At 68.1% G+C, this 25,620-nt stretch carries 23 protein-coding genes, 1 tRNA gene and 1 pseudogene; 4 read left to right on the top strand and 21 right to left on the bottom strand.

Translation table 11 applies throughout. The features are described 5' to 3' along the window. Window positions 1–8 precede the first annotated feature (8 nt). The 4 genes from prpF to QMO14_RS08035 are packed head-to-tail and all read right to left on the bottom strand — an operon-like array spanning window position 9 to window position 5,457. Window positions 9–1,202, bottom strand: a complete 1,194-nt coding sequence (prpF, locus tag QMO14_RS08050) for a 2-methylaconitate cis-trans isomerase PrpF (protein WP_301505835.1) — start codon at window positions 1,200–1,202, stop codon at window positions 9–11. A gap of 17 nt (window positions 1,203–1,219) precedes the next feature. Then, window positions 1,220–3,820 (bottom strand): Fe/S-dependent 2-methylisocitrate dehydratase AcnD, encoded by a 2,601-nt coding sequence (gene acnD / locus QMO14_RS08045; protein WP_301505834.1) that lies wholly within the window; start codon window positions 3,818–3,820, stop codon window positions 1,220–1,222. Between the two features lie 57 nt (window positions 3,821–3,877). Beyond that, window positions 3,878–5,059, bottom strand: a complete 1,182-nt coding sequence (prpC, locus tag QMO14_RS08040) for a 2-methylcitrate synthase (RefSeq protein ID WP_301505833.1) — start codon at window positions 5,057–5,059, stop codon at window positions 3,878–3,880. Continuing rightward, window positions 5,056–5,457, bottom strand: coding sequence for an acyl-CoA thioesterase (locus QMO14_RS08035; RefSeq protein WP_301505832.1), 402 nt, complete (start codon window positions 5,455–5,457; stop codon window positions 5,056–5,058). Before QMO14_RS08035 ends, prpC begins: the two co-directional genes overlap by 4 nt. Window positions 5,458–5,578: 121 nt before the next feature. Here QMO14_RS08035 and QMO14_RS08030 point away from each other — a divergent pair, with 121 nt between their 5' ends. After that, window positions 5,579–7,003: a short-chain fatty acyl-CoA regulator family protein gene (locus tag QMO14_RS08030; RefSeq protein WP_301505831.1), complete on the top strand. Its 1,425-nt coding sequence runs from the start codon at window positions 5,579–5,581 to the stop codon at window positions 7,001–7,003. Here QMO14_RS08030 and QMO14_RS08025 read toward each other — a convergent pair. After that, on the bottom strand, window positions 7,000–8,550 hold the full coding sequence (locus QMO14_RS08025) for an amidase (protein WP_301505830.1): 1,551 nt from the start codon (window positions 8,548–8,550) through the stop codon (window positions 7,000–7,002). The genes QMO14_RS08030 and QMO14_RS08025 overlap by 4 nt on opposite strands. A gap of 137 nt (window positions 8,551–8,687) precedes the next feature. Beyond that, window positions 8,688–9,680, bottom strand: coding sequence for a tripartite tricarboxylate transporter substrate binding protein (locus tag QMO14_RS08020; protein WP_301505829.1), 993 nt, complete (start codon window positions 9,678–9,680; stop codon window positions 8,688–8,690). A gap of 160 nt (window positions 9,681–9,840) precedes the next feature. Between QMO14_RS08020 and QMO14_RS08015 the strand changes: the two genes are divergently transcribed. After that, window positions 9,841–10,755 carry a LysR family transcriptional regulator gene (locus tag QMO14_RS08015; RefSeq protein ID WP_301505828.1) on the top strand — a complete coding sequence of 305 codons (915 nt, stop codon included), beginning with the start codon at window positions 9,841–9,843 and terminating at the stop codon, window positions 10,753–10,755. Between the two features lie 4 nt (window positions 10,756–10,759). Here the strand turns inward: QMO14_RS08015 and QMO14_RS08010 are convergent, their stop codons facing one another. The 5 genes and pseudogenes from QMO14_RS08010 to QMO14_RS07990 all read right to left on the bottom strand — a co-directional run bounded on the left by QMO14_RS08010 (window position 10,760) and on the right by QMO14_RS07990 (window position 15,862). Then, entirely contained in the window at window positions 10,760–12,001 is a 1,242-nt protein-coding gene (locus QMO14_RS08010; protein WP_301505827.1) for a dienelactone hydrolase family protein, read from the bottom strand. Between the two features lie 50 nt (window positions 12,002–12,051). Beyond that, window positions 12,052–12,552, bottom strand: a complete 501-nt coding sequence (locus QMO14_RS08005) for a flavin reductase family protein (RefSeq protein ID WP_301506025.1) — start codon at window positions 12,550–12,552, stop codon at window positions 12,052–12,054. Window positions 12,553–12,570: 18 nt separating this feature from the next. After that, window positions 12,571–13,785 (bottom strand): annotated as a pseudogene (locus QMO14_RS33355) (styrene monooxygenase/indole monooxygenase family protein); the annotation flags it as partial. Between the two features lie 13 nt (window positions 13,786–13,798). After that, window positions 13,799–15,037, bottom strand: coding sequence for a styrene monooxygenase/indole monooxygenase family protein (locus tag QMO14_RS07995; protein WP_301505826.1), 1,239 nt, complete (start codon window positions 15,035–15,037; stop codon window positions 13,799–13,801). A gap of 33 nt (window positions 15,038–15,070) precedes the next feature. Beyond that, a complete protein-coding gene (locus QMO14_RS07990; protein WP_301505825.1) occupies window positions 15,071–15,862 on the bottom strand; it encodes an SDR family oxidoreductase in 792 nt (263 codons plus the stop codon). Between the two features lie 225 nt (window positions 15,863–16,087). On the opposite strand from QMO14_RS07990, the gene QMO14_RS07985 reads away from it, so the two are divergent. Next, on the top strand, window positions 16,088–17,098 hold the full coding sequence (locus tag QMO14_RS07985; RefSeq protein WP_301505824.1) for an AraC family transcriptional regulator: 1,011 nt from the start codon (window positions 16,088–16,090) through the stop codon (window positions 17,096–17,098). 59 nt (window positions 17,099–17,157) lie between these two features. On the opposite strand, the gene QMO14_RS07980 is transcribed toward QMO14_RS07985, so the two are convergent. The 10 genes from QMO14_RS07980 to QMO14_RS07935 form a co-directional block, all read right to left on the bottom strand. Next, the gene (locus QMO14_RS07980; protein ID WP_301505823.1) at window positions 17,158–17,517 is read right to left on the bottom strand and encodes a hypothetical protein; all 360 of its coding nucleotides are present in this window, start codon (window positions 17,515–17,517) and stop codon (window positions 17,158–17,160) included. Window positions 17,518–17,601: 84 nt separating this feature from the next. Next, window positions 17,602–17,985 carry a roadblock/LC7 domain-containing protein gene (locus tag QMO14_RS07975; protein WP_301505822.1) on the bottom strand — a complete coding sequence of 128 codons (384 nt, stop codon included), beginning with the start codon at window positions 17,983–17,985 and terminating at the stop codon, window positions 17,602–17,604. 56 nt (window positions 17,986–18,041) lie between these two features. Then, entirely contained in the window at window positions 18,042–18,560 is a 519-nt protein-coding gene (locus tag QMO14_RS07970; RefSeq protein ID WP_301505821.1) for an ATP/GTP-binding protein, read from the bottom strand. Window positions 18,561–18,565: 5 nt separating this feature from the next. After that, window positions 18,566–19,336: a hypothetical protein gene (locus QMO14_RS07965; protein WP_301505820.1), complete on the bottom strand. Its 771-nt coding sequence runs from the start codon at window positions 19,334–19,336 to the stop codon at window positions 18,566–18,568. A 553-nt stretch (window positions 19,337–19,889) separates the two neighbouring features. After that, window positions 19,890–19,974 (bottom strand) — tRNA-Ser (locus QMO14_RS07960). 32 nt (window positions 19,975–20,006) lie between these two features. Then, window positions 20,007–21,269, bottom strand: a complete 1,263-nt coding sequence (hemW, locus tag QMO14_RS07955; protein WP_301505819.1) for a radical SAM family heme chaperone HemW — start codon at window positions 21,267–21,269, stop codon at window positions 20,007–20,009. A 10-nt stretch (window positions 21,270–21,279) separates the two neighbouring features. Continuing rightward, on the bottom strand, window positions 21,280–21,879 hold the full coding sequence (locus tag QMO14_RS07950; protein ID WP_301505818.1) for a non-canonical purine NTP pyrophosphatase: 600 nt from the start codon (window positions 21,877–21,879) through the stop codon (window positions 21,280–21,282). Window positions 21,880–21,896: 17 nt separating this feature from the next. Further along, a complete protein-coding gene (rph, locus tag QMO14_RS07945; RefSeq protein ID WP_301505817.1) occupies window positions 21,897–22,628 on the bottom strand; it encodes a ribonuclease PH in 732 nt (243 codons plus the stop codon). A 41-nt stretch (window positions 22,629–22,669) separates the two neighbouring features. After that, window positions 22,670–23,575 carry a PP2C family serine/threonine-protein phosphatase gene (locus tag QMO14_RS07940; protein WP_301505816.1) on the bottom strand — a complete coding sequence of 302 codons (906 nt, stop codon included), beginning with the start codon at window positions 23,573–23,575 and terminating at the stop codon, window positions 22,670–22,672. Window positions 23,576–23,579: 4 nt separating this feature from the next. Then, on the bottom strand, window positions 23,580–24,587 hold the full coding sequence (locus tag QMO14_RS07935) for a serine/threonine-protein kinase (protein WP_126025049.1): 1,008 nt from the start codon (window positions 24,585–24,587) through the stop codon (window positions 23,580–23,582). A 91-nt stretch (window positions 24,588–24,678) separates the two neighbouring features. On the opposite strand from QMO14_RS07935, the gene QMO14_RS07930 reads away from it, so the two are divergent. Further along, window positions 24,679–25,602 (top strand): YicC/YloC family endoribonuclease, encoded by a 924-nt coding sequence (locus tag QMO14_RS07930; RefSeq protein ID WP_301505815.1) that lies wholly within the window; start codon window positions 24,679–24,681, stop codon window positions 25,600–25,602. Window positions 25,603–25,620: the final 18 nt, after the last annotated feature.

Below are 25,620 nucleotides of genomic sequence, written 5' to 3'. Positions count from 1 at the left end.
CACTCCAATCAGAAACTGTCGCCGGGCACGCGCACCCAGCCTTCCATCAGCACGCGGGCGCTGCGGCTCATCACGGCCTTGGTCACGCGCCACTCGCCATCGGCCTGGCTGGCCTGCGCGCCAACGCGCAGCGTGCCCGAGGGATGGCCGAAGCGCACCGCCGAGCGCTCGCCGCCGCCGGCCGCGAGATTGACCAGCGTGCCCGGAATGGCGGCCGCCGTGCCGATGGCCACGGCCGCCGTGCCCATCATGGCGTGGTGCAGCTTGCCCATCGACAGCGCGCGCACCAGCAGGTCGACATCGCCCGCCGCGACCGGCTTGCCGCTGGAAGCCGTGTAGCTCGCGGGCCTGGCGACGAACGCGACCTTGGGCGTGTGCTGCCGCCCTGCCGCTTCGCCGACGTGCCCGATGAGTCCCATGCGCACCGCGCCGTGCGCGCGGATCGCTTCGAACTTCGCGAGCGCGGCGGCGTCGCCGTTGACCGCGTCCTGCAGCTCGGTGCCCGTGTAGCCGACGGCTTCGGCCTGCACGAAGATGGTCGGGATGCCGGCGTTGATCATCGTCGCGCGCAGCGTGCCGACGCCGGGCACCTCGAGCTCGTCGACCAGATTGCCGGTCGGGAACATCGCGCCGCCCGCGCCCTCTTCTTCGGCAGCCGGGTCCATGAATTCGAGCTGCACCTCGGCGGCCGGGAAGGTCACGCCGTCGAGCCCGAAGTCGCCGGTTTCCTGCACCGCGCCATCGCCGATGGGCACGTGCGCAACGATGGTCTTTCCGATGTTGGCCTGCCAGATGCGCACCACCGCCACGCCGTCGCGCGGCATGCAGCCGCCGTCGACCAGGCCGTTGGCGATGGCAAAGGGGCCGACGGCCGCCGAGAGGTTGCCGCAGTTGCCGCTCCAGTCGACGAAAGGCTGGTCGATCGACACCTGGCCGAAGAGATAGTCCACGTCGTGGCCGGGCCTGTCGCTCTTCGAAAGAATCACCGCCTTGCTGGTGCTGGAGGTGGCGGCGCCCATGCCGTCGATCTGCTTGCCGTAGGGGTCGGGGCTGCCGACGACGCGCAGCAGCAGCGCGTCGCGCGCCTTGCCGGGCACCTGCGCGGCCTTGGGCAGGTCCTGCAGGCGGAAGAACACGCCCTTGCTGGTGCCGCCGCGCATGTAGGTCGCGGGAATCCTGATCTGTGGTCCGAAGGAAGCCATGGGCTGCGATTCTCGGTTCATGCGGCCACGGGTGTGGCGCGGGCGAGGAAATCCTGCGCGAAGCGCTGCAGCACACCGCCCGCTTCGTAGATGGACACTTCCTCTGCGGTGTCGAGGCGGCAGGTCATCGGCACTTCGAGCCGCTCGCCGTTGCGGCGGCGGACCACCAGCGTGAGGTCGGCGCGCGGCTCGCGGGCGCCGGTCACGTCGTAGGTCTCGGTGCCGTCCAGGCCCAGCGTCAGGCGACTGGTGCCGGGCTTGAATTCGAGCGGGAGCACGCCCATGCCGATCAGGTTGGTGCGGTGGATGCGCTCGAAGCCCTCGGCCGCGATGGCCTCCACGCCCGCGAGGCGCACGCCCTTGGCCGCCCAGTCGCGCGAGGAGCCCTGGCCGTAGTCGGCACCCGCCACGATGATCAGCGGCTGCCTGCGCAGCATGTAGGTCTCGATGGCCTCCCACATGCGCATGACCTGCCCCTCGGGCTCCACGCGCGCCAGCGAGCCGGCGCGCACGCTGCCGTCTTCCTTGCGCACCATCTCGTTTTTGAGCGTGGGGTTGGCGAAGGTGGCGCGCTGCGCCGTGAGGTGGTCGCCGCGATGGGTGGCGTAGGAATTGAAGTCCTCCTCGGGCAGGCCCATCTTGTGGAGGTACTCGCCGGCCGCGCTGTCCATGAGGATCGCGTTGGAGGGCGAGAGGTGGTCGGTGGTGATGTTGTCCGGCAGGATCGCCAGCGGCCGCATGCCCCTGAGCGTGCGCTCGCCGGCCAGCGCACCTTCCCAGTAGGGCGGACGGCGGATGTAGGTGGAGGCGGCGCGCCAGTCGTACAGCGGCGCCACCTTGTCGCCCGTGTCGGGCCGGATCGCGAACATCGGCTCGTACACCTCGCGGAAGTGCGCGGGCTTGACGCTGGACTTCACGATGGCGTCGATCTCCGCATCGTCGGGCCAGATGTCCTTCAGCCGCACCTCCCTGCCGTCGACCACGGCGAGTACGTCGCGCTCGATGTCGAAGCGCACGGTGCCGGCGATCGCGTAAGCCACCACCAGCGGCGGCGAGGCAAGGAAGGCCTGCCGCGCATACGGGTGGATGCGGCCGTCGAAGTTGCGGTTGCCCGAGAGCACGGCGGTCGCGTACAGGTCGCGCTCGACGATCTCCTGCTGTATCGCGGGATCGAGCGCGCCCGACATGCCGTTGCACGAGGTGCAGGCGTAGGCCACCACGCCGAAGCCGAGCTGCTCCAGCTCGCCCATCAGGCCGGCCTCTTGCAGGTACAGCGTCACCGCCTTGGAGCCCGGCGCCAGCGATGACTTGACCCACGGCTTGCGTACGAGCCCAAGCCGGTTGGCATTGCGCGCCAGCAGGCCGGCGGCGATCACGTTGCGCGGGTTGCTGGTATTGGTGCAGCTGGTGATGGCCGCGATGATCACCGCGCCGTCGGGCATGCGGCCCGGCTCGTCGCGCCAGGGCGCCGCGATGCCGCGCGCCGCGAGCTCGGTTGTGGCCACGCGCGCATGCGGATTCGACGGGCCCGCCATGTTGCGCACCACCGTCGAGAGGTCGAAATGCAGCACGCGCTCGTACACCGCGTCCTTCAGCGCATCGGCCCACAGGCCGGTGTGCTTCGCATAGGTTTCCACCAGCCGCACCTGCTCGTCGCTTCGGCCGGTGAGACGCAGGTAGTCGATGGTCTGCTGGTCGATGGCGAACATCGCGGCCGTGGCGCCGTACTCGGGCGCCATGTTGGAGATGGTCGCGCGGTCGCCCAGCGTGAGGCTGGCCGCGCCCTCGCCGTGGAACTCCAGGTACGCGCCCACCACCCTCGACTGGCGCAGGAACTCGGTCAGCGCCAGCACCACGTCGGTGGCGGTGATGCCCGGCTGCGGCCGGCCCGAGAGCTTCACGCCGACGATGACGGGCAGGCGCATCCACGAGGCCCGGCCCAGCATCACGTTCTCGGCCTCCAGCCCGCCCACGCCGATGGCGATGACGCCCAGCGCATCGACGTGCGGCGTGTGGCTGTCGGTGCCGACCAGGGTGTCGGGGTAGGCCACGCCGTCCTGCGCGTGCACCACGGGCGACATCCGCTCCAGGTTGATCTGATGCATGATCCCGTTGCCCGGCGGTATCACCTCCACGTTCCTGAAGGCCCGCTTCGTCCAGTCGATGAAGTGGAAGCGGTCCTCGTTGCGCCGGTCTTCTATGGCGCGGTTCTTCTCGAAGGCGTCGGGGTCGAAGCCGCCGCACTCCACCGCCAGCGAATGGTCCACGATGAGCTGCACCGGCACCACCGGGTTCACCTTCGCCGGGTCGCCGCCCTGTTCGGCGATGGCATCGCGCAGGCCGGCCAGGTCGACCAGCGCGGTCTGGCCCAGGATGTCGTGGCACACCACGCGCGCCGGAAACCACGGAAAGTCGTGCTCGCGCCGGCCCTCGACGATCTGCCGCAGGCTCTGCTCGAGGATGGCCGGATCGCAGCGGCGCACGAGGTTCTCGGCGTGCACGCGCGAGGTGTAGGGCAGCGTGGCCCAGGCGCCGGGACGCAGGGCCTCGACGGCTTCGCGCGCGTCGAAATGGTCCAGCGTGGTGCCGGGAAGGTTCTTGCGGTACTGGGTATTCATGGGGCGGCGCTCGGGCCTCTTCTGCGGTGTCTTGTCTTGTCTCGTCTTCTTCTCTTTTTACTTCCGATCCTCGATCGGCGCGAACTTCAGGTCTTCCGGCCCGGTGTAGTTGGCGCTGGGCCGGATGATCTTGTTGTCGATGCGCTGCTCGATGATGTGCGCCGCCCAGCCCGAGGTGCGCGCGATGACGAAGAGCGGCGTGAACATGGCCGTGGGCACGCCCATCATGTGATAGCTCACGGCGCTGAACCAGTCGAGGTTGGGAAACATCTTCTTGACCTCCCACATCACGCCTTCGAGCCGCTCGGCGATGTCGAACATCTTGGTCGAACCGGCCTCCTGCGACAGCGACCTCGCCACGCCCTTGATGACCACGTTGCGCGGATCGCTCACGGTGTAGACCGGGTGGCCGAAGCCGATCACCACTTCCCTGGCCTCGACGCGGCGGCGGATGTCGGCCTCGGCTTCGCCGGGCGAGTCGTAGCGCTTCTGGATCTCGAAGGCCACCTCGTTGGCGCCGCCGTGCCTGGGCCCGCGCAACGCGCCGATGGCGCCGGTGATGGCCGAGTACATGTCGGAGCCGGTGCCGGCCACCACGCGCGCGGTGAAGGTCGACGCGTTGAACTCGTGCTCGGCGTAGAGATTGAGCGAGGTGTGCATCGCGCGCACCCAGGCTTGCGAAGGTTTCCGGCCATGCAGCAGGTGGAGGAAGTGGCCGCCGATGGAGTCGTCGTCGGTCTCCACGTCGATGCGCTTGCCCTGCGTGGACCAGTGATACCAGTACAGAAGCATCGAGCCGAGCGAAGCCATCAGCCGGTCGGCGATGTCGCGCGCGCCCGGCAGGTTGTGGTCTTCCTTCTCGGGCAGCATGCAGCCCAGCGACGAGACGCCGGTGCGCATCACGTCCATCGGGTGCGCGCCGGCGGGCAGTTGCTCCAGCGCTTCCTTCAGGCTCGCGGGCAGGCCGCGCATCGACTTGAGCTTCGCCTTGTAGGCGCGCAGCTCCGCGGCGGTGGGCAGCTTGCCGTGCACCAGCAGGTGCGCGATTTCCTCGAACTCGCAGACCTCGGCGATGTCGAGGATGTCGTAGCCGCGGTAGTGCAGGTCGTTGCCGGTGCGCCCGACGGTGCACAGCGCGGTGTTGCCGGCGGTCACGCCGGACAGGGCCACGGACTTCTTCGGCTTGAAGCCGGCTGCGGCTTCGGTGGAGGCCTCGGCGGGGGTGGCGATGTCGTTCATGCTGCTTCCTTTTCTGGATTCGGTTGTGCGTTGGGGATGCGCCTGGGCCGTCCGCTCTTGTCCACGGCGACCATCTCGAAGAAGGAGCGCAGCGCCTCGCGCGGCGCCTGCCCCAGTTGCTCGAAGCTGCCGGTGACGCTGACGGTGAGCGAGCTGCGGCCCTGCCGGCTGACCCAGGCGCGCAGCCGCAGCACGCTGCCGACCGGCACGGGCGCGAGGAACTGCGCGTCACCGCAGCCGGCCATGACCACGTCGGCCTGCGCGAAGTCGCGCGCCGCCAGGAAGGCCGCCTTGGACATCAGCATCAGCGCATTGCCGCCGAACAGCGTGCCGTAGTGGTTCGCATGCTCCGGGAACACGATTTCCGTGAGCTCGAGTGCCGTGTTCCGGTTTGTCATGATTCGCAATTTACGCAAATGCGCGCCCATAATGAAGGACTGAATTGGCCAACCATTGCGAATGGAAAGCACCTGATTTGCGAATATTGCGAACATCACAGGGGCAGCAAGGAACCGCACGATGAGCAAGACCTTCATGGGCGTGCGCCTGCGCAAGCTGCGCGCCGAGCGCGGCATGACGCAGGTGGCGCTGGCGCAGGCGCTGGGCCTGTCGCCCAGCTACCTGAACCAGCTGGAGCAGAACCAGCGGCCGCTCACCGTGGCCGTGCTGCTCAGGATCAGCCGCACGCTCGGCGTCGACGTGCAGCAGTTCTCCGAAGACGAGGAAGCCCGCCTGGTCTCGGGCATGCGCGATGCGCTGGCCGACAACCCCGGCGGTGAAGCCGTCGCCCTGCCCGAGCTGCGCGAGGTGGCCTCGCAGATGCCGGCCGTGGCACGTGCGCTGCTGGCGCTGCACCGCCGCCACCAGGAAGCGATGGAGCGGCTGGAGATCATGGCCACCGAACTCGGCGACGGGCGCGGCGAACTCACGAACGCCCGGCCCATGCCTTTCGAGGCGGTGCGCGACTTCTTCTTCGCCCACCAGAACCATTTCGGGGAGCTGGACCTGCAAGCGGAAAAGCTCGCGGACGAAGCGCGCGGTCGCGGCGGTCCGCTGTCGGAGTGGCTGCAGCTGCGCCTTTCCAGGCAGCACGGCGTGCACGTGGTGCCCACCGACGACGACGCCATCGACAGCCAGCGCCGCTACGACCCCGTCAACCGCGTGCTGCACCTGTCGGCCGGCCTGGAGCCCGGGCAGCAGGCCTTCCAGCTCGCGACCCAGCTGGCGCTGCTGGAGCAGGCGCGGCTGATCGAGTCGCTGCTGCAGGGCGCCAACTTCAACGACGACGCGCCCACGCATGCGCTGGCCCGCATCGGACTGGCGAACTACTTCGCCAGCGCAATGCTGCTGCCCTACGGCCTGTTCCTGAAGACGGCGGAAGCCCTGCGCTACGACATCGACCTGCTGGCGCGCCGCTTCGGCGTGGGCTTCGAAACCATCTGCCACCGCCTGAGCTCGATGCAGCGTCCCGGCGCGCCGGGTGTGCCCTTCTTCTTCATCCGCGTCGACCGTGCCGGCAACATCTCCAAGCGGCAGTCGGCCACGCACTTCCACTTCTCGAAGACCGGCGGCACCTGCCCGCTGTGGAACGTGTACGAGGCCTTCGCGCAGCCCGGGCGGGTGCTGCGGCAGGTCGCGCGCATGCCCGACGGGCGCACCTACCTGTGGGTGGCGCGCACGGTGTCGCACGGACAGCGCGGCTTCGGCTCACCGAGCAAGACCTTCGCCATCGGCCTGGGCTGCGACATCCGGCATGCGCCGAGGCTTATCTATTCCAAGGGCCTCGACCTCGCGGACCAGGAAGCGCCCACGCCCATCGGCATGGGCTGCAAGGTGTGCGAGCGCACGGCCTGCCCGCAGCGGGCGTTCCCGTTCATCGGGCGGGCGCTGGACGTGAACGAGAACGAAAGCCGGTTCACGCCCTACGCGGTGGCGAATGGCTAGACGGCCGACACCGCGGCCGATGCGACAGCACGGCCGTCACCGAAGACCGGCGGCGCCTTGACGATCGAAGTCAGCGCCGGCTCGACCACGCGCAGCGCAGCCAGGTCGGGGCGCGGACGGCGCAGCTCGGGGTTCGACGAGAACGCCGCCTCCATCGCATGGGCAGCGCCCAGCACCTGGTGGTCGGCCCTGAACCCGCCCACCACCTGCAGCCCGAAGGGCATACCCGCGTGGTCGAGGCCGCAGGGCAGCGTTATCGCCGGATGCGTGGTCAGCGTGACCACGTAGGTCAGCGCCAGCCAGCGGTAGTAGTTGGCCTGCGGCTCGCCGTTGATGGTGGCGGCGTAGAGCTGCGTCCAGGGGAAGGGCGAGACGGGCGTGGTCGGCGACAGCACGAGGTCGTAGTCGGCGAAGGTGGCCTGGAAGCGCTTCAGCAGCCGGGTCTGCTCGGCCTGTGCCCAGGCGCTGTCGAGCAGGCTCATCTTCGCGCCCATCTCGTAGTTGGCGCGCGGGTTGGGGCCGAGGCTGTCCGGATCGCGCTCGTAGGCCGCCTGCATGCCGGCCACGAAGGCCTCGGCGCGCAGCACGTCGAAGCAGCGGTGCGCCTCGCCCATGTCGAACTCGACCTTGTCGCAGCGGCCGAACAGGTGCCGCATCGCTTCGATCTTGCGGCGGAAGGTGGCGCGGATGCCGTCGTCCACCGCGCAGATGCCGAAGTCTTCGGTCCACGCCACGCGCAGCCGGCCCAGGTCAACCGAAGGCGGCACGAGGAATGACATCGGGTCGAGCGGATAGCTCAGCGGATCGCCCGCGCACATGCCGGCGGAGGCGGCGAGCTGCAGGCAGGCCTCCTCCACGGTGCGGCCCATGGGGCCGACGACCGAAATGGGCGTCCAGCCAAGCGGCTTGCGCACGCTGGGCACCACGCCAGGCGATGGCCTGAAGCCCACCACGCCGCACTTCGCGGCCGGAATGCGCAGCGAGCCGCCGGTGTCGGAGCCGGTGCACACCGGCAGCATGTCGCACGCCAGCGCAGCCGCCGAGCCGCCCGATGAACCGCCCGCGTTGAGGTTCGGATTGAAGGGATTGCCGGTGGCGCCCCACACGTCGTTGCGCGAGTTGGCACCCGCGCCCATCTCCGGCACGTTGGTCTTGCCCGCGACGACGGCGCCCGCGCGGCGCAGGCGCGCCACGAGCTCGATGTCTTCCGTCGGCACGTGGTCGCGGTAGATCGGCGAGCCCCAGGTGGTGAGCAGGCCCTCGGTGGGCTCCAGGTCCTTCACGCCCATCGGCAGGCCGTGCAGCAGGCCCAGCGCGTCGCCGCGCATGACGGCGCCTTCGGCCGCCTTCGCTTCAGCGCGCGCGCGGTCGAAGCAGGTGGCGGTGACCGCGTTGACGAAGGGGTTCAGGCGGTCGATGCGCGAGATGCATGCCTCCAGCAGCTCGACGGGCGAGACCTGCTTGCTGCCGATGAGGCGGCGCAGTTCGACAGCGGATTTTTCGACGAGTTCGGTGGCGGATTCGTGGGTTGTTTTGGCGGAGGTCATCGATGTCTCTTGTTCTGGGCATGGCGCCGCGCATTCGCGGGACACCACGGAACCGGCTTTGCCGGGCCGTCGGTGTCGCCCCCGGCGAGGGGGTTGGCGCAGCGACACGAAGTGCGCGAAGCCTGGGGAGAGCCAATTCAATCGGCAGTGATGTTGGCTCGCGCGGCAACGGCCCGCATGATCGGCAGTTCGCGGTTGATCAACTCGACGCTTGCCGCCGCGCTGCTGTAGCTCGGCTCCAGCCCCGCGGCCAGCAGCTTGCTCCTGGTTTCCGGATCGGCAATGGTCGCGGCCAGCGCCTTCTCCAGCTTCGCCTTCACATCGGCGGGCACACCCTTGGGGGCCGCGAGCATGAGCCAGGAATCCATCTCGACATCGGGATAGCCGCTCTCGGCGAAGGTGGGCACGTCGGGCAGCAGCGCCGAGCGCTTCGCGGTGGTCAGCGCGATCGCCTTGATCTTTCCGTTCTTGAGCTGCGGAACGGCCGCGCTCACGGTGTCGATGCTGAACGGGATCTGCCCGCCCATCAGGTCGGTCATGGCCGGGGCGCTGCCTTTGTAGGGTATGTGCGTCATCTTCAGGCCGGTGGCGTGCAGCACGGTTTCGCCCGCGAACTGCGCGGTGGTGCCGGTGCCGAAGGAGCCGTACGAGTACTTGCCTGGCGCGGCCTTCACGTAGTCGACGAACTGCTTGACCGTCTGTACCGGCACTTCGCTGTTCGCCAGAAGGATCAGCGCAACGCGCCCGGCGATGCCGATGGGCTCGAAGCTCTTCACCGGGTCGTAGGGCAGGTTGCTGCGGATCGCGGGATTGACAGTGAAGGTGGAGCCCGAACTCAGCAGCAGCGTGTAGCCGTCGGGCGCGGACTTCGCCACGTAGCTCGCGCCGACCACGGTGCCGGCGCCGCCGCGGTTCTCGATCACCACCGGCTGGCCCAGTTCCTTGCCGAGCTTCTGGGCGATCACGCGGCCGTTGACGTCGGTGGCGCCGCCGGGCGGAAAGGGAATCACCAGCGTGACCGGCCGCGCGGGAAACCCCGGCTCGGCGGCAAGCGAAGCCAGTGGCATGGCGCCAAATCCAAGGCTGCAGCACAGCAAGGCCATGCGCGCCACGAGTGGGAGACGGTTCATCGGGACTCCTGGAATTTCGACTGGATGACAGGGGTTCGAGGGTGCGAACGAGTTCATCCTAGGATCGTCATGCCGGTGTCACAAGCGCAATGTTTAGAATTCTTCGTTGCCGAATCGGCAATCTTCAGCAACCATCCGGACCCACGTGCAGGAGCGATCCATGGCGCCTCGTGCCTTGCAGGAAACAGCGGTGCGCTACTTTCTCGAGGTGGTGAAGACCGGCTCGGTGAAGGAAGCCGCACTCAAGCTCAACGTCGCACCCTCGGCCGTGAGCCGCCAGGTCGCGCGGCTCGAACGGGAGCTCGACACCCTGCTCTTCGAACGCCATGCGCGCGGCATGGTGCCCAATGCCGCGGGCGAGCTGCTGGCGGCGCACGCCAAGCGGGCGCAGCAGGACATCGAGCGCGTCGCCAACGAGATCGCCGGCCTGCGCGGGCTGCGCAGCGGCCATGTGCGCGTGGCGAGCACAGAGGGCTTCGCCTTCGACTTCATTCCCAGGCTGATCGCGCAGTTCCGCCTCAAGCACGCGGGCATCCGCTTTCACCTGGAGGTCTGCGCGCCCGCCGACATCTCGCGGCTGGTGCGCGACGGCGAAGCCGACGTGGGCATCACGCTCAGTGCGCTGCCCGAGCCGGGCATCGAGGTGGAGCTGAGGCACCCGAGCCCCATCCTCGCGGTGATGGCCATGGACCATCCGCTGGCGCAGCAGCGGCAGCTCTCGCTTCGCCAGGTGGTGGCGTATCCGCTGGGGCTGCCGCAGGAAGACAGCTCCATCCGCCGCCTGCTCGATGCCAGCTGCTCGCGGCAGGAGCTGCGCTACGAGCTGGCCATGTCCAGCAACCATGCGAATTCGCTGCTGAGCTTCGCGGCCGCGGGCGGCGGCAGCATCGCCTTCTACGGTCCGCTGTCGATCCGAACACTGCTGCAGAGCAAGGCGCTGGTCGCCATTGCGCTGAAGGACCGCGAGATGCACGAGCGACACCTCGCCATCGAAACCATGGCGGGCCGCTCGCTGCCCGATGCGGCGAAGGCCTTCGTGCGCTTCCTGGTGGATGCGGTGAAGGCCTCGGACTGAGCCCTCAGCGCTGCATCAGCGTGTTCGACGGCAGCGTCTCGTCGAGCAGCTTGCGCGCCGTCTCGACGCCGGCCACCGGCAGCAGCTTCGCGTCGAGCAGCCCTACCTGCACCAGCACGCTGGCCTGGTCCCAGTAGATGTGCTCGTGATAGAGCTTGTCGCCGCGGAACTTGATGACCGCGAGCAGCGGGATCTCCACGCGCTTGCCGGTGGGCGCCACGCCCGGCAGCATCCACGGGATCTCGGTGGTGTGGGTGAAGCAGAACAGCATCTCGTCGACCACCTGCGTCGCGCCGATGGTGCGCGAGATCGGCACCAGCGAGGTGTCGGGCGGGTTGCTGTTGACGAAGTGGTTCGAATAGAAGGCGTGCAGGTTCTTGTAGCCCACGCCGCCGGTCATGGTCGGGATGTGGTTGACGTAGGGCTCGGCCACCATGGTCGACATGGTGTCGTCGACGTTGCGCGTGCCGAACTCGTACTCGCAGTGCTTGTCCCAAAGCGCCGAGAGGTCGTAGTGCGGGCCGATGGCACCCTTCAGCGTGGCGATGCTGCGCTCGTGCGCCATCAGCGCGGAGGGCTTGTGGAAGTGCTCGCCGCCCAGCCGCGCGAAGGCGTGGTCCATGCCCGGATACACGTGCAGCGAGACGCCGGGGCGGTCCTTGAGCGCCGCGACGATGCGGTCTCGCGCCTCGGGCGGGCAGAACTTGTCGAGCTCGGCGATGTGCAGCGTGAGCGGCCGCTTGATCTTGTCGGCCTCGTCCAGCGCGGCATCGATGCCCACGCCGTAGTAGCCCACGGCCACGTCCGCGTCGGTGCGGCAGGCCGCGAGGTAGGCCAGCTTGCCGCCGAGGCAGAAGCCGAGCACGCCGACCTTGGCGTCCTGCACCTCGGGGCGCTGGCGCAAGGCGGTGATCGAAGCCTGCATGTCCTCCATGCCCTTGGCCTCGTCGAAGCCCTGGTAGAAGCCGAAGGCGCGCTGCCAGTCTTCGGGCGAATAGCCCAGCTCCACGTCGGGCTGCTGGCGCCAGAACAGGTCGGGCACGAGCACGACGTAGCCTTCCTCGGCGTAGTAGTCGGCCACCTCGCGCATGGTGGCGTTCACGCCGAAGATCTCCTGCGCGATGACCAGGCCGGGCCCGGTGCCCGAGGCGGGCAACGCGAGGTAGCCGCTGAAACTGCCGCTCGCGTCGGTGGCCTCGATGCGGATGCGCTGTGGTGCTGCTGCGTGGGGTGCTTTCTGCTGCATGTGTCTTGCTCCGTTCATGGGGTGGATGGTGCGGGCCGCGCGCTCATTGCTCATTGCATGCATTCCGGATGTCGCGTCGTCACCTGGTAGTAGCCCGAATGAAAGACCAGCGGCTCGCCGTCGAAGCGGTCGTAGCGCTCGACCTCGCCGATGAAGATGAGGTGGTCGCCGCCATCGTACTGCCTGACGTTGCGGCACACGAAGCGCGCGATGACGCCGTTGAGCAGCGGCACGCCGGAGGTGCCTTCGCAGCAGTCCACGCCGCCGAACTTGTCCGCCTGCGGCGTCGAGAACTGCCGCGACAGGTGATGCTGGTTCGCCGCCAGCACGTTGATCGCGAAATGGCTGGCGCCGGTGAAGTCGCCCAGGCTCGGCGCCTGCCGCGCAAGGCTCCACAGCACCAGCGGCGGATCGAGCGAGACCGACGAGAACGAGTTGGCAGTCATGCCCACGCGGCGGCCGTCCATCGCGCGGGTGGTGATGACGGTCACGCCGGTGCTGAACTGGCCAAGCGCCCTGCGGAAGTCGCGCCGGTCGAAGCGGTCGACCACGGCCTCGCGCGCGCGGTCTTCGAGAAAGCGATCCGCCTCGGCGGCATCGAACCACCAGGGCGCGAAGGCGCGCGGATCGTCGAAGCCGTTGACCACGATGCTCGCGACCGCTGGCATGCTGCTGGCGCTCTGCAGCAGCTTCTGCAGATGAGGTTTGGGCGGCGCGAGCAGGCTGTTGGTCCAGTCGGTGGCCCAGCGCGCGTAGCCTTCCCAGTAGCGGTCGAAGGTCTTCTGCATCCACTCGGCGTCGAAGGGTTCGTCGCCTTGCTCGAGGATGCGCTTGAGGTAGATGTCGGCGCACTTGGCCGCGTTGTTCGAGCCCTGGCCGGTGATCGGGTCGTTGAGCACCACGGCGTCGGCGAGGCCCAGCACCTTGCGGCCCGAAGGCAGCGTCGCCACCGGCTTGCGCACCGTCGGGGTGAAGCGGCCAGAGAGGATGCCGTTGTCGTCGGTCAGCTCGATGTTTCTGCAGCGCTCCGCTTCCCACGGCAGGAAGGTTTCGAGAATCCACTTGCTGCGCGCCAGATGCTCCTGCGGCGTCTTCACGTCGGCCCAACAGTCCATCGGGCCGCCGGGCACGCCTTCGAACACCATGATCTCGCAGGGTCCGGTAGTCGTCTGCGCCGGGAACACGAAATATTCGCCCACGCCGGGAATCAGGTTGAAGCACACCGCCGGGTGCGGCTCGCGCGGCTTCATGCCCTTCACGTAGGTCAGCGCCAGCGCGCGCTGCGGCTGCGTGAAAGGCGAGCGCTCGTCGTCGCGCTCGAAGAGCCTGGAGATCTCGCCCTTGCCACTCGCCACGACCACGAGGTCGTTCATCTGCGCGCAGGTCTCCAGGTCGTCGATGTCCACGTCGCGCAGCACCAGCCGTCCGCCACGCTTCTCGAACTCGGCCATCCACGCGGGTATCTTGAGCCGCTGGTCGACCGACAGCGCGGGGCCGTCGAGCTTCGCGCTCCATTCGACGGCCTTGCCGCCTTCGGGGTTGCGCACCGTCATGGCGATGCCTTCCACCGCCGGGCATTCATCGGCCCACCAGTCGAGCCCGAGCTCGCGCTCGGTCTGCAGCGCGGTCTCGAACATGCACTGGCTGGACATCACCGGCCCTTCGCCGATCTCCCGCGCGCTGCGGTTGGAGAACACCGTCACCTCGTGCCCCGCACTCTGCAGGCCGAGCGCGAGTTGCATGCCGGACTGGCCGGCGCCGACGATGGCCACGCGTCGCTTCATGGTGCGGCTCCAGCTATGCGACGGCGGCGCAGGTGTCGATGAAGCGCTGCGCCTCGGTCGGGTCCGCGAACCACGGGAAGTAGGTACGCGGATCGTCGAAACCGTTGGCGAACGCGCTGGCCAGCGGCGGCATCGCGCCGGCCGCGCCGAGCAGGTTGAGCACGTGCGGCGGCGGAGGCGCCAGCAGCATGTTGGTCCACTGCGAGACCCATTGCGCGTAGCCGAACCAGTAGCGGTCGAAGGTCTGCTGCATCCAGGCCGCGTCGGCCGGGCCGTCGCCGCGCGCGAGGATGCTCTTGAGGTAGGTGTCGGCGCACTTGGCCGCGTTGTTCGAGCCCTGCCCCGTGATCGGGTCGTTGAGCACCACCACGTCGGCCAGGCCCAGCACCTTGCGCCCCGAAGGCAGCGTCGCCACCGGCTTGCGCACCGTGGGCGCGAAGCGGCCGGCGAGGATGCCGTTGTCGTCGGTCAGCTCGATGTCGTGGCAGCGCTCGGCCTCCCATGGCGTGAAGGTGTCGACGATCCACTTGCTGCGCGCCAGATGTTCCCCGGGCGTCTTCACGTCGGCCCAGCAATCCATCGGGCCGCCGGGCACGCCTTCGAACACCATGATCTCGCAGGGCCCCGTGGTGGTCAGCGCGGGGAACACGAAGTACTCGCCCACGCCGGGAATGAGGTTGAAGCACACCGCCGGGTGCGGCTCGCGCGGCTTCATGCCCTTCACGTAGGTCAGCGCCAGCGCGCGCTGCGGCTTGTCGTAGGTGGACTTGTGGGCGTCGCGCTCGAAGAGCCTGGAGATCTCGCCCTTGCCGCTGGCCACCAGCGTGAGGTCGTGGGTCTGCGTGCAGGTCTCCAGCTCGTCGATGCCCGCGTCCTTGAAGACGAGCTCGCCGCCCTTCTTCCGGAACTCGTCCATCCACGCCGGGATCTTCACGCGCTGGTCGACCGACTGCGCGCTCGAATTCAGCCGTGCGACCCAGTCGATGGCCTTGGCGCCTTTCTGCTCGGGGTGCGGCACGGCCAGGCCGATGCCGTCCACCGTGGGGCATACGCTGCCCCAGTGGTCCAGCCCCAGGTCGCGCTCGATCTGCAGCGAGGTGTGGAACATGCACTGGCTCGACATGACCTTGCCGTGCCGGATGTCTTCTCCCGTGCGGTTGCTGAACATCGTGACCTCGTAGCCCGCGGAAAGCAGGCCGAGCCCCAGTTGCAGGCCCGACTGGCCCGCTCCGACGATGGCGATTCGCTTCATTTCATGCTCCTTCGATGCTCCGCGTGGAGCGGGTCAGTCCATCAACTTGGGAATGGCGGGAACGGCCTGCTCGGGGCCCATGGCGGAGTAGCCGCCGTCCACCGCGTAGTCGGCGCCGGTCACGAAGCTTGCGTGGTCGGAGCACAGGAACAGCACCACCTGCGCCACCTCGTCCGGGTCGCCGACGCGGCCCAGCAGGTGGAAGGGCGCGGCCACGCGGTCGGTCTTGGCGCGGTCGCCGTTGGTGAGCTGGTTCATCACGGCCGACCAGGTCCAGCCTGGCGACACGCTGTTCACCCGGATGCGGTCGGGCGCAAGGTCCATCGCCATGTTGCGCGTGAGCTGCGCCATCGCCGCCTTGCTCACCGGATAGAGCCAGCGGCCCGTCTGCGCCACGCTCGAAGAGATGCTCGTGAAGTTGACCACCGCCCCGCCGCCGGCCGCCACCATGTGCGGATGCACGGCCTGCAGCATCGCCACCGCGCTGGCCACGTTCACGTTGAACGAGGCGAGCCAGTCGGCGCGGGGCGACTTGAAGCCGTCGTCCACGTAGGAGCACGCCAGGTTGACCAGAAAGTGCACGCCGCCGTGCCGCCCGACCGCTTCCGCCACGCAGGCCTTCACCTGCGCGTCGTCGGTGATGTCGGTGCGCACGAAGCGCACGCCGGCGCCCAGCGAATCCGCCAGTGCCTGGCCGTTGGCGGCGTCGATGTCGGCGATGACGACCTTCACGCCCGCCGCATGCAGGGCGCGCACCACGCCCGCGCCTATCAGTGTGGAGCCACCGGTGACGATGGCGCTCTTGCCTTCGAGTCCCTTGAACATGACGCTTGCTCTCCTCGGTTGATCAGGCAGGCCCGGCTGGTGCCTGTGGAGCGAACGTTATGGTCAAGGGGCCCCGGGACGAGTCCCGCAAACGCAGGCGCTGTCCCTGGCGCGCAGTTTTCTTGGGGCGACGTCCACGCGGACTTCAAGAAGTGCCCCGAGGGGAGGTCCGAATTGTGGGCGGGGATGGTTTTTGCTACGGTGCCCACGCCCCGTTCTCGCCCCATGGAAACCCTCACGACCCCACCGTTGCCGCTGCAGCGCTACCGGCTTTTCGAAAGCCACGACGTGGACGAGGCGCGTGAAAGCGTGGCCCGCGTGTTCTGCCCGCACGGCCTCGTCATGCTCAGGCCGCGCAGCAAGCTCGACGCCTGCCACCACAGCGCGCGGCTGCACCGGGACGTGAGCCTCAACTACGTGCAGTACGGCCCCGGCGTGCAGATCGACCCGGGCTACCTGCAGGATTTCTTCCTGTTGCAGATTCCGTTGCGCGGCGGCGCCGAAATCCGCTGCGGCGCGCAGCAGGTGGAGGCCACGCCCCGCCTGGCGTCGCTGCCCTCGCCCACCGAGCCGCTGTCGATGCGCTGGGCCGACGGAAGCCCGCACCTGATCGTGCAGCTGGCACGTTCAGCGCTGCTTTCACGGCTCGAATCGCTGCTGCAGGCACCTGTCGGAAAGCCGCTGGTGTTCGACCTCGGCGTGCCGCTGGACAGCCCCACGCTCGCGCCGCTGGTGCATTTCATCGACTACCTGCGGCTCACGCTCGATGCCGGCACCGGGCTTCAGAGTGGCGGCCCGCTGGCCGAGCACGCCGAGGCCTACCTGATCTCCAGCCTGCTGATGTCGGCGGGCCATAACCACTCGAAAGCCCTTGCCGGCGACAACCAGCGGCGCCTGCTGCCGCGCGTGGTCCGCAAGGCGCAGGAATACATGTCGGCGCATGCGGACCAGCCCCTGTCGCTGGCCGATGTCTGCCGCGAGGTCGGCTGCAGCGCACGCGCCCTGCAGCTGGCGTTTCGCCAGCATGCGGGACAGGGGCCCATGGAGTTCCTGCGCGAGACGAGGCTCGACAGGGTGCGCACCGAGCTGCAGCAGACGTCGGCCGGCGCCACCGGAGCCGGCGTGCGCGATGTGGCGCAGAAGTACGGTTTCCTCCACCTCGGGCACTTCGCGGCGCAATACCGCGCGCGCTTCGGGGAGCGGCCTTCGGAGACGCGGGCGCTGCGCGGCTTCTGAGCGATCCGGATTGGCGAGCCCCGGCGTCTCTCCCTTGGCCCGCCGGTTCGCCAGCCAGCTCAGACCGTCAGCGTCTGCTCCACGTCCTGCGTCTTGCGGCGCGCGAGCGCGAGGTTCGACTTCGACTTGTCGAGCACCAGGTAGATGAACAGGCCTTCGTGCTTCTGCAGCGGGCGGATGATGTGGTACTGGCGTCCGAGCGTGATCAGGATGTCCTCGATCACRTCGTTCAGGCCCAGCGCGCGCATCGTCTTGTGCTTGGCGCGCACCACTTCGGTATTGCCGGCGGCGGCCACTTCCAGGTCGACGCCCGAACCGATCTGTCCAAGGATCATGCCGCTGCCCGAATCGACCAGTGCCGCGCAGAGCGCGCCGTCGATCGTCATGAGTTCGTCCATGGATTGCTTGATGTTTGCCATCGGAGTCTTTCGTAGGTATTCCATCGCCCTGATGATCGGCCGCCGCCCGGGCGAATGATGAGCGGCAGCCGGTGGTGAAAGCGTTCAGGCCCGCTGCAGCGCGAGCGTGGCCTGCTTGGAGAAGTACAGGGCCTGGCCGATGACGGCGTCCTTGCCCGTCACCACGCTCACGATCAGCCCGGCTTCCTCGTGCCGGGCCTGCAGCATCAGGATGTGGCCCAGCGCGGTTTCGATGACGACGTTCTCGCACTGGCCGAGGCCGCTTTCCTCGCCAGCCACCGCGCCAAGCGCCGCGAGCGAACTCGCGATGGCAGACATGCGCGCGACCTGGGCGGTGTTCTCCGCGCGCGCGGCGAGCTCCATGCCGTCCTCGGTCGCGATCACCACGGCCTTCACGCCCTTGACCTCGCGCATGAGCGTGTCGACGACGGTCTCGGCGGCGTCCTTGATGCGGGGTGCGATGTTCATGTGGTTGGGGTCCGGCGTTGCGGTGAAAAAGAAAGGGGGAAAGCCGTCCGCCGCGATCAGGCTTCGAGCTGGATCAGCAGCAGCTCCAGCAGCTGCACCACCTGCTGCGGATCGGTCACGTTGGCCGGCAGCACGGGGCACAGCACGCCCTTGTCCTGCATGCGCCGGGCATAGGCGTCGAGGCCGGGCTCGGGGTGCGCCTCCATGCGGCCCACAGCAACCACGCAGGCGGTGCTCTCGATCAACTCGGCGAAGCCGTCGAGGTACACCTCCAGGTCGGCCAGCGGATCGGGGCGGCTGTTGTCGACCAGGACCACGAGGCCCAGCGCGCCGCGCGCGAGGATGCGCCACATGAAGTCGAAGCGCATCTGCCCCGGCGTGCCGTACAGGCGCAGCTTCTCGCCGTTGTCGAGCGTGAGCTCGCCGTAGTCCAGGCCCACGGTGGTGGTGGCCTTGGCGACGGAGGTGTCGCTGTTGCGCACCTCGGTGCGCACCGGTGGAATCTCGCTCACCGCGGCGATGGCAGTGGTCTTGCCCGCACCCATGGTGCCGGTGAAAAGAATCTTGTGCTCCACGCTCTTCAGGCCCTCGGTCCGGATGACAGCAGCCCGAGGCGGCTGCGGATGCGCGCCAACAGGCCTGGTTCCACGTTGGCGCGCGGCGCGGGGGGCGCGGCATGAGGCGCGTCGTTGCCGGTGGAGATGTGCGAATCGGGCCAGATCGACTCGGGCGCGCGGCTGTTGGCGAAGCCGGTGGCGCCTCCGCCACTGCTCGCGATGAAGCCCGCGCGCTCGAGCACGGAGATGAAATCCGCGCACTCCTGCGCGCTGGCGTTCGAGCGCTGCTGCAGCGCCTGCAGCGAAGCCGGACGGCTCGCGAGCAGCGTGGCGAGCTTCATGCGCAGGGTGGAGTCGAGCAGCGTGGCCGAGGGCCAGCGCAGCAAGCGGTATTCCTCGCCATGCGCTGCCTGCTCGTTGCGGCGGCGGGAAGCCGCAGCCAGCCCGAGCTCGCGGGCATGGACCACCAGCGCGCCGAGGCGGTTGAGCATGGCCTCGAGCGCATCGGCATGCAACGGCAAACGCAGGAACGGCCCGCGCGGCGGCGGCGTCTCGCCGATCGTCAACAGCGGCACCGGGCTGTCGGCCGGTTCTTCTTCAGGCGGCGCGGGGAGCCTGTCGCCCACCACGCGAAGGTCGGCGCCCTCGACCTGCCAGGCCCAGTGCTGGTGGGTGCGGTGGTCGAGCAACCGGACAAGGGACTTGAAGAGCAGTTCGTCGCGGGCCGGCAGCCCCTCGACGCTGAAGCTCAGCAGCGGCCGGCGGGCACGAGGTGCGGCGGTTGGCGTGCTCATGGATGGCACCCGAACTGCCAAGCGATGACCAGGGCCAGTTGCACCAAATTGGGGTTTTCTTGCGGCTTGAACTGCAATTCCAGGACTCCCCAAGGTGAACATTCACAGGGAGACGTGGCGTCTGGCCTGGACTGAATGCATAAGTGTTATCAAAATGTTTCTGGGAAAATATAACATCCGTTTCAAATAAAAACACTAGATTACAAAACCCGACTGTGGCCTACGGGAATCGGTGGGAACGGGATTGGCTTTGGCTACGGGATTCCCGAATCGATGGCTCGAAGCACGTCACATGCGTCCGGACGTGTCGCGCACAGCTTCATGCGGACCAGCGGCGGTGAGGAGCGTTGAAAGTCTTCAGGATTGCGATGCGCCGACGCGGAGAAATCCTGGAGGCCGCGGACGTCGGCCTGGCCTATCCCCAGGCGCTGAGTTCCAGCAATGCGGCACTGCGCCGGCATCTTTCAGCACTGAGATCGGCTTGTTCGAGCTCAGTGCTTTGCAGCATGAGCGTCAAAACACGCACCCGCGCAACCGGCGAGTGTTTGGGGTGCGGAGAGTGTGAGATTCGAACTCACGGACGCTTTCACGTCGGCAGTTTTCAAGACTGCTGGTTTAAACCACTCACCCAACTCTCCGGAACCGGCGATTTTATGCCGACGGCGGCGCCCTACTCCTCGTCGGGCAGGAACATCGACTGCAGGTCGCTCAGGAAGTCGAGGCCGCGCTCGGTCGGCCATACGCGGAACAGGTCGCGGGCGACGAGGCCCTTGCGTTCGGCCTCTTCCAAACCGCGCTGGATCGACGTCATCGCCAGCCCCGTGCGCTCGCTGAACTGCGGCAGCGTGAAGCCCTGCTTCAGCCTCAATGCATTGAGCATGAATTCGAACGGCAGGTCGGCCAGCGCCACTTCGTCGCTCTGCGACACGGCCGCGCCGGCGCGCGCGTTCTCCATGTACAGGCGCGGCTCGCGAAAGCGCACCTGCCGCACGATGCGGTGCGCGAAGCTCAGCTTGCTGTGCGCGCCGGCGCCGATGCCGAGGTAGTCGCCGAACTGCCAGTAGTTGAGGTTGTGCGCGCAGCGGTGCCCTTCGCGCGCATAGGCCGACACCTCGTAGCGCGACATGCCGCTGGCGCCGGTGCGCTCGGTGATGCGGTCGAGCATGGCGTAGGCGATGTCGTCCTCGGGCAGGGCCGGCGGGAACTTGGCAAACCAGGTGTTGGGCTCGATGGTCAGGTGGTAGACCGAGATGTGCGGCGGCGCGAGCGCCAGCGCCTGCGAAAGGTCCGCGTCGAGGCCCTCCAGGGTCTGGCCGGGCAGCGCGTACATCAGGTCGAGGTTGAAGGTGTCGAAGGTGCTCGCGGCTTCTTCGAGGGCGGCAATGGCCTGCGCGCGGTCGTGCACGCGGCCCAGCGCCTTCAGGTGCTCGTCGTTGAAGCTCTGCACGCCCACCGACAGGCGCGTGACGCCGGCCGAGCGGTACGCGCGGAAGCGGTTGCGCTCGAAGGTGCCGGGGTTGGCTTCTAGCGTGATCTCGCAGTCGGGCGCGAGCTTGAGGCGTGCGCGCATGTCGCCCAGCAGGCGGTCGATGGCCTGCGGGGAGAACAGGCTGGGCGTGCCGCCGCCGATGAAGATGGTGTGGACGGTGCGGCCCCAGATGAGCGGCAGCGCTGCATCGAGGTCAGCGACCAGCGCGTCGATGTAGGCGGCCTCGGGAATGCCGTCGATGTCGGCCTCGCTGGCGGCGCGCCATTCGTGCGAATTGAAGTCGCAGTACGGGCACTTGCGCAGGCACCACGGCAGGTGGATGTACAGCGACAGCGGCGGCAGCGCGCTGAGCTGCAGCGGGCCGGGGCGCATCCAGTGCAGGACGTCGTTGGCTTGCGGCGCGCCCGTGGGCGGCGCTGGCTGGATCGGGAACGTGGTGGCCATCAATCGCCCATCAGAACCAGCGTTCGCGCATCAGCGCCAGCATGGCCTGCGCCGCGCGGCCGCGATGGCTGTTGGCGTTCTTCACTTCGGGCGGCAGCTGCGCGAAGGTCTTGCCGAAGGCCGGCAGGTACATGACGGGGTCGAAGCCGAAGCCGTTGTCGCCGATGGGCGCGGGCGCGATCTCGCCGACAACTCGGCCCACGGCGATGAGCGGCTCGGGGTCATCGTGGCTGCGCAGCGCGACCAGCGTGCTGACGAGCGCGGCACGGCGGTTGGCGACGCCGTCGAGCTGCTCGAGCAGCGCCTTCACGTTGTTCGCGTCGCCCTTGGCGTAGCCGAACTGGGTGGCGTAGTAGGCGGTGTCCACGCCCGGCAGGCCGCCGAAGGCGTCGACGCACAGGCCTGCGTCGTCGGCGATGGCCGGCAGGCCGGTGGCGGCGCTGGCATGGCGCGCCTTGGTCAGCGCGTTCTCGACGAAGGTACGGAAGGGTTCTTCAGCCTCGCTCACCCCCAGCGCCGATTGCGGCACGAGGGTGACGGCGAGCTCCGCGAACAGCTGCTGGAGTTCGGCGAGCTTGCCCGCGTTGTTGGAAGCCAGAACCAGTTTCATGCAGTTGTCAGTGATCGTCAGTTCGAGAGCAGTGCCTGCTTCTGCAGGGTCACGAGTTCGCCGATGCCCTTTTCGGCAAGGCCGAGCAGGATGTCCATTTCGTCGCGCGTGAAGGCCACGCCTTCGGCCGTGCCCTGCACTTCGACGAAGTGGCCGGCGCCGGTCATGACGACGTTCATGTCGGTGTCGCAGGCCGAGTCTTCGGTGTATTCGAGGTCGAGCAGCGGCGTGCCTTCGACGATGCCGACCGAGATGGCGGCCACGTGGCCCTTGATGGGCGAGGCGGTGATGGCGCCGGAGGCGATCAGCCTGTTGACGGCGTCCTGCGCGGCGACGAAGGCGCCGGTGATGGCCGCGGTGCGCGTGCCGCCGTCGGCCTGCAGCACGTCGCAGTCGAGGTGGATGGTGCGTTCGCCGAGCGCGGCGAGGTCGAACACGGCGCGCATCGAGCGGCCGATGAGGCGCTGGATTTCCTGCGTGCGGCCGGTCTGCTTGCCCTTGGCCGCCTCGCGGCTGCTGCGGGTGTGGGTGGCGCGCGGCAGCATGCCGTATTCGGCGGTGACCCAGCCTTCGCCGCTGCCCTTCTTGTGCGGCGGCACCTTCTCTTCGACGGAGGCGGTGCACAGCACGCGGGTCTGGCCGAACTCGATGAGCACCGAGCCTTCGGCATGGATGGTGAAGCCGCGGGTGATGCGCACCGGGCGCAGCTGGTCTGCGGCGCGGCCGCCGCTTCGTGTGAAAGCAGTCATTGTTCGAGAACCGGAAAAGGAAAAAGGAAGGAAAGCGGCGCTCAGGTCTTGCGCGCCGCCGATCTGCGGATGGCTTCGTTGATCTCGGCGATGGAGCGCTCGATCGCGTCTTCGTCGAGGTCGTCGATCTCGTTGTCCGAGGGCATGCCGGCCTGGATGGTGGAGGCGAAGACGCCGTCCTCGATGGTCTCGGTCGACACGCCGCTGCGGTCGTCGGCGCTGTCGGGCATTTCCCATTCGAGCGCGATGAGCGTGACGTTGTCGCTGTGGGAGCCGCCCTTGCGCAGGGCCATCTCGGCGAGGTCGGGGGCGGCGTCGGACACGGGCTTGCCGGAAGACAGCGTGTGCACGATGAGTTCGTCGTCGAGCACGCCCCAGACGCCATCGGAGCACAGCATGATGCGGTCGCCGCGCTGCAACTGCAGCGGTGCCGAGACGTCGAAGAGCGGCGTGGTCGGCGAGCCCAGGCAGGTCAGCAGCAGGTTGCGGTTGACGGGCGCGTCGGAGCCGTGCGGCTTCGGGCGCTCGGCGTGCGAGTGGTCGCGCGTGCGCACCAGCAGGCGGCCGTCGCGCACGACGTAAAGGCGCGAATCGCCGCAGTGCATCCAGGTGGCGGTGGTGCCCTGCAACACGGCCGCGACGACGGTGGTGCGCGGGGTGTCGAGCATGGCCTTGTGGCTCGCGTAGCGCATGATCTGCTGGTGCGCGGCCATGGCCGATTCGGCGAGGAAGGACTTCACGTCCTTCACAGTCGGGCGCGCCTCGCGCTGGTAGAGCGCGGCGATGGTCTGCAGCGCGAGCTGCGCCGCCACTTCGCCTTCCGGATGGCCGCCCATGCCGTCAGCCAGCACGAACAACCCCGATTCCCGCGTGTAGCAATAGCCCATGCGGTCTTCGTTCTTGAGACGCCCGCCCTTGCGGCTGACCTGGAAGACGGAGAATTTCATGATGTCATGCAGGGCGCGTGGTGGGCGCGGCAGCCTTGGGCAGGGCCTTCTTGTCGAAGGAACGGATGTTGTCGATCGACAGGCGCACTTTCTCGCCCACGGTCAGCTTGGTGTAGCGGCGCTCGCCCTCTCGGCTGAGCTCCTTCTGCAGCGCGAAGACCGACTGCGGGCGCGACAGCGGGTCCAGCGACATGCACCACTCGACCACCTCGATCAGGTTGTCGGAATACACGCCGCGCAGGCGCGAGAGCGACAGGCTGAGGCGGTCCTTCTCGATGCGCCGGGGCGCGTCGTTGGGCGGGTAGCCCTGCATGCAGGCATAGATGCAGGCGCCGATGGCGTAGATGTCGGTCCAGGGGCCCATGGACGAATCGCGCCGGTACATCTCGGGGGCGGCGAAGCCGGGGGTGTACATCGGGCGGATGAAGATGCCTTCCTTGCTGAGCACTTCGCGCGCGGCGCCGAAGTCGATCAGCACGGCGCGGTCGTCGTCGGTGACGAAGATGTTGGCCGGCTTGATGTCCAGGTGCAGCATCTTGTACTGGTGGACGATGCGCAGGCCGCGCAGGATCTCGTCGAAGAGCGAGCGGATGGTCGACTCGCGGAAAACCTTCTGCTTTTTCAGGTCGCGCGCAGTGACCACGAAGTCCTGAAGGGTCGCGCCCTCCAGGTAGTTCATGACCATGTAGACGGTTTCGTTCTCGCGGAAGAAGTTGAGCACGCTGACCACCGATGCGTGCGAGATCTGCGCCAGCGAGCGCCCTTCCTCGAAAAAGCTCTTCAGGCCCAGGCGGTACAGCGACAGCTTCTCCGGCGGCACCTGCGGCGCCAGTTCGCCGGGGCCGCGCGTGGCAAGCGACGACGGCAGGTATTCCTTGATGGCAACCTGCTGGCCGCTCGAATCGATGGCGAGGTAGACGACGCCGAATCCGCCTGCGGAAAGCCGGCGTACAACGCGGTAACCTCCAATGACCGTATCCGGCGGCAGGGGCGTAGGCTTGACCTTTGACATAATCCGGGAGTTTCGCCCGAAGGCGATGGTGCGGCAAGCGAACGCCGTGCCGACGCCTCGGTGCATGCAAGCAAAACCACAGTGAGGCGCAATGCCAGTTTACAGCATGACCGGCTACGCCAGCGGCCAGAACGGGTCCGCGGGCAGCCACTCCGAAGCCGAGGCACGGCCTTCCGCCGCGGGCCGGCTCGGGGTTGAAATCCGCTCGGTCAACAGCCGCTTCCTCGATCTGACCTTCAAGCTGCCGGAAGAACTCCGCCAGCATGAAACCGCCCTGCGCGAACTGCTCGCCGCAAAGCTCAAGCGCGGCAAGGTCGAGGTCCGCGCGGCCATCGAAAGCACTTCCTCATCGGGCGTGGTCGAGCCCTCCGTCAAGCTGCTGCAGCGGCTCAACGGCGTGCAGGACAGCATCAAGGCATGGCTGCCCGGCGCGCGCGAGCTCAGCGTGGCCGACGTATTGAGCCTGGCCGGCGGCGACAGCGCCGCGCGCGGCGACTGGGGCCCCGACCTCCTCGACGTTACCGGCAAGGCGCTCGAAGGCCTGGTCTCCGCCCGCCAGCGCGAAGGCGCCCGCCTGGCGAAGATGCTCGAAGCCCATCTTGAGCAACTGCGCACCCTGGTGCGGCAGGCAGGACCGCTGGTGCCGCAGCTGGTCGAGCAGCAGCGCACGCGCTTCCTGGAGCGCTGGCAGGAGGCCATGGGCCTGACCGCCGGAGCCGGTGGCACGCTACCCGAGGCCGCGCAGGACCGCGCATTGACCGAGGCCACCGCCTTCGCGATCCGCATCGACGTGGCCGAGGAACTCACCCGGCTGAACTCGCACCTCGATGAGATCGAGCGCCTTCTCAAGAAGGGTGGCGAGATCGGCAAGCGCCTCGACTTCCTGATCCAGGAGCTGCACCGCGAGGCCAACACCCTGGGGTCGAAGTCGGCGGCGCTGGAGCTCACGCGCATCGGCGTGGACATGAAGGTCCTGATCGAGCAGATGCGCGAGCAGGTCCAGAACATCGAATGACGACGACGAAGACGAGCG

The sequence above is a fragment of the Variovorax sp. CAN15 genome, assembly GCF_030462475.1.
Taxonomy (GTDB): Bacteria; Pseudomonadota; Gammaproteobacteria; order Burkholderiales; family Burkholderiaceae_C; genus Variovorax.
Note: the sequence above shows the minus strand (reverse complement) of the source record. Positions and strands in the feature narration are given on the sequence as shown.

Coding starts and splice junctions, on each gene's coding strand:
- prpF (WP_301505835.1), bottom strand. CDS start 1,202: ATGGCTTCCTTCGGACCACAGATCAGGATTCCCGCGACCTACATGCGC.
- acnD (WP_301505834.1), bottom strand. CDS start 3,820: ATGAATACCCAGTACCGCAAGAACCTTCCCGGCACCACGCTGGACCAT.
- prpC (WP_301505833.1), bottom strand. CDS start 5,059: ATGAACGACATCGCCACCCCCGCCGAGGCCTCCACCGAAGCCGCAGCC.
- QMO14_RS08035 (WP_301505832.1), bottom strand. CDS start 5,457: ATGACAAACCGGAACACGGCACTCGAGCTCACGGAAATCGTGTTCCCG.
- QMO14_RS08030 (WP_301505831.1), top strand. CDS start 5,579: ATGAGCAAGACCTTCATGGGCGTGCGCCTGCGCAAGCTGCGCGCCGAG.
- QMO14_RS08025 (WP_301505830.1), bottom strand. CDS start 8,550: ATGACCTCCGCCAAAACAACCCACGAATCCGCCACCGAACTCGTCGAA.
- QMO14_RS08020 (WP_301505829.1), bottom strand. CDS start 9,680: ATGAACCGTCTCCCACTCGTGGCGCGCATGGCCTTGCTGTGCTGCAGC.
- QMO14_RS08015 (WP_301505828.1), top strand. CDS start 9,841: ATGGCGCCTCGTGCCTTGCAGGAAACAGCGGTGCGCTACTTTCTCGAG.
- QMO14_RS08010 (WP_301505827.1), bottom strand. CDS start 12,001: ATGCAGCAGAAAGCACCCCACGCAGCAGCACCACAGCGCATCCGCATC.
- QMO14_RS07995 (WP_301505826.1), bottom strand. CDS start 15,037: ATGAAGCGAATCGCCATCGTCGGAGCGGGCCAGTCGGGCCTGCAACTG.
- QMO14_RS07990 (WP_301505825.1), bottom strand. CDS start 15,862: ATGTTCAAGGGACTCGAAGGCAAGAGCGCCATCGTCACCGGTGGCTCC.
- QMO14_RS07985 (WP_301505824.1), top strand. CDS start 16,088: ATGGAAACCCTCACGACCCCACCGTTGCCGCTGCAGCGCTACCGGCTT.
- QMO14_RS07975 (WP_301505822.1), bottom strand. CDS start 17,985: ATGAACATCGCACCCCGCATCAAGGACGCCGCCGAGACCGTCGTCGAC.
- QMO14_RS07965 (WP_301505820.1), bottom strand. CDS start 19,336: ATGAGCACGCCAACCGCCGCACCTCGTGCCCGCCGGCCGCTGCTGAGC.
- hemW (WP_301505819.1), bottom strand. CDS start 21,269: ATGGCCACCACGTTCCCGATCCAGCCAGCGCCGCCCACGGGCGCGCCG.
- QMO14_RS07950 (WP_301505818.1), bottom strand. CDS start 21,879: ATGAAACTGGTTCTGGCTTCCAACAACGCGGGCAAGCTCGCCGAACTC.
- rph (WP_301505817.1), bottom strand. CDS start 22,628: ATGACTGCTTTCACACGAAGCGGCGGCCGCGCCGCAGACCAGCTGCGC.
- QMO14_RS07940 (WP_301505816.1), bottom strand. CDS start 23,575: ATGAAATTCTCCGTCTTCCAGGTCAGCCGCAAGGGCGGGCGTCTCAAG.
- QMO14_RS07935 (WP_126025049.1), bottom strand. CDS start 24,587: ATGTCAAAGGTCAAGCCTACGCCCCTGCCGCCGGATACGGTCATTGGA.
- QMO14_RS07930 (WP_301505815.1), top strand. CDS start 24,679: ATGCCAGTTTACAGCATGACCGGCTACGCCAGCGGCCAGAACGGGTCC.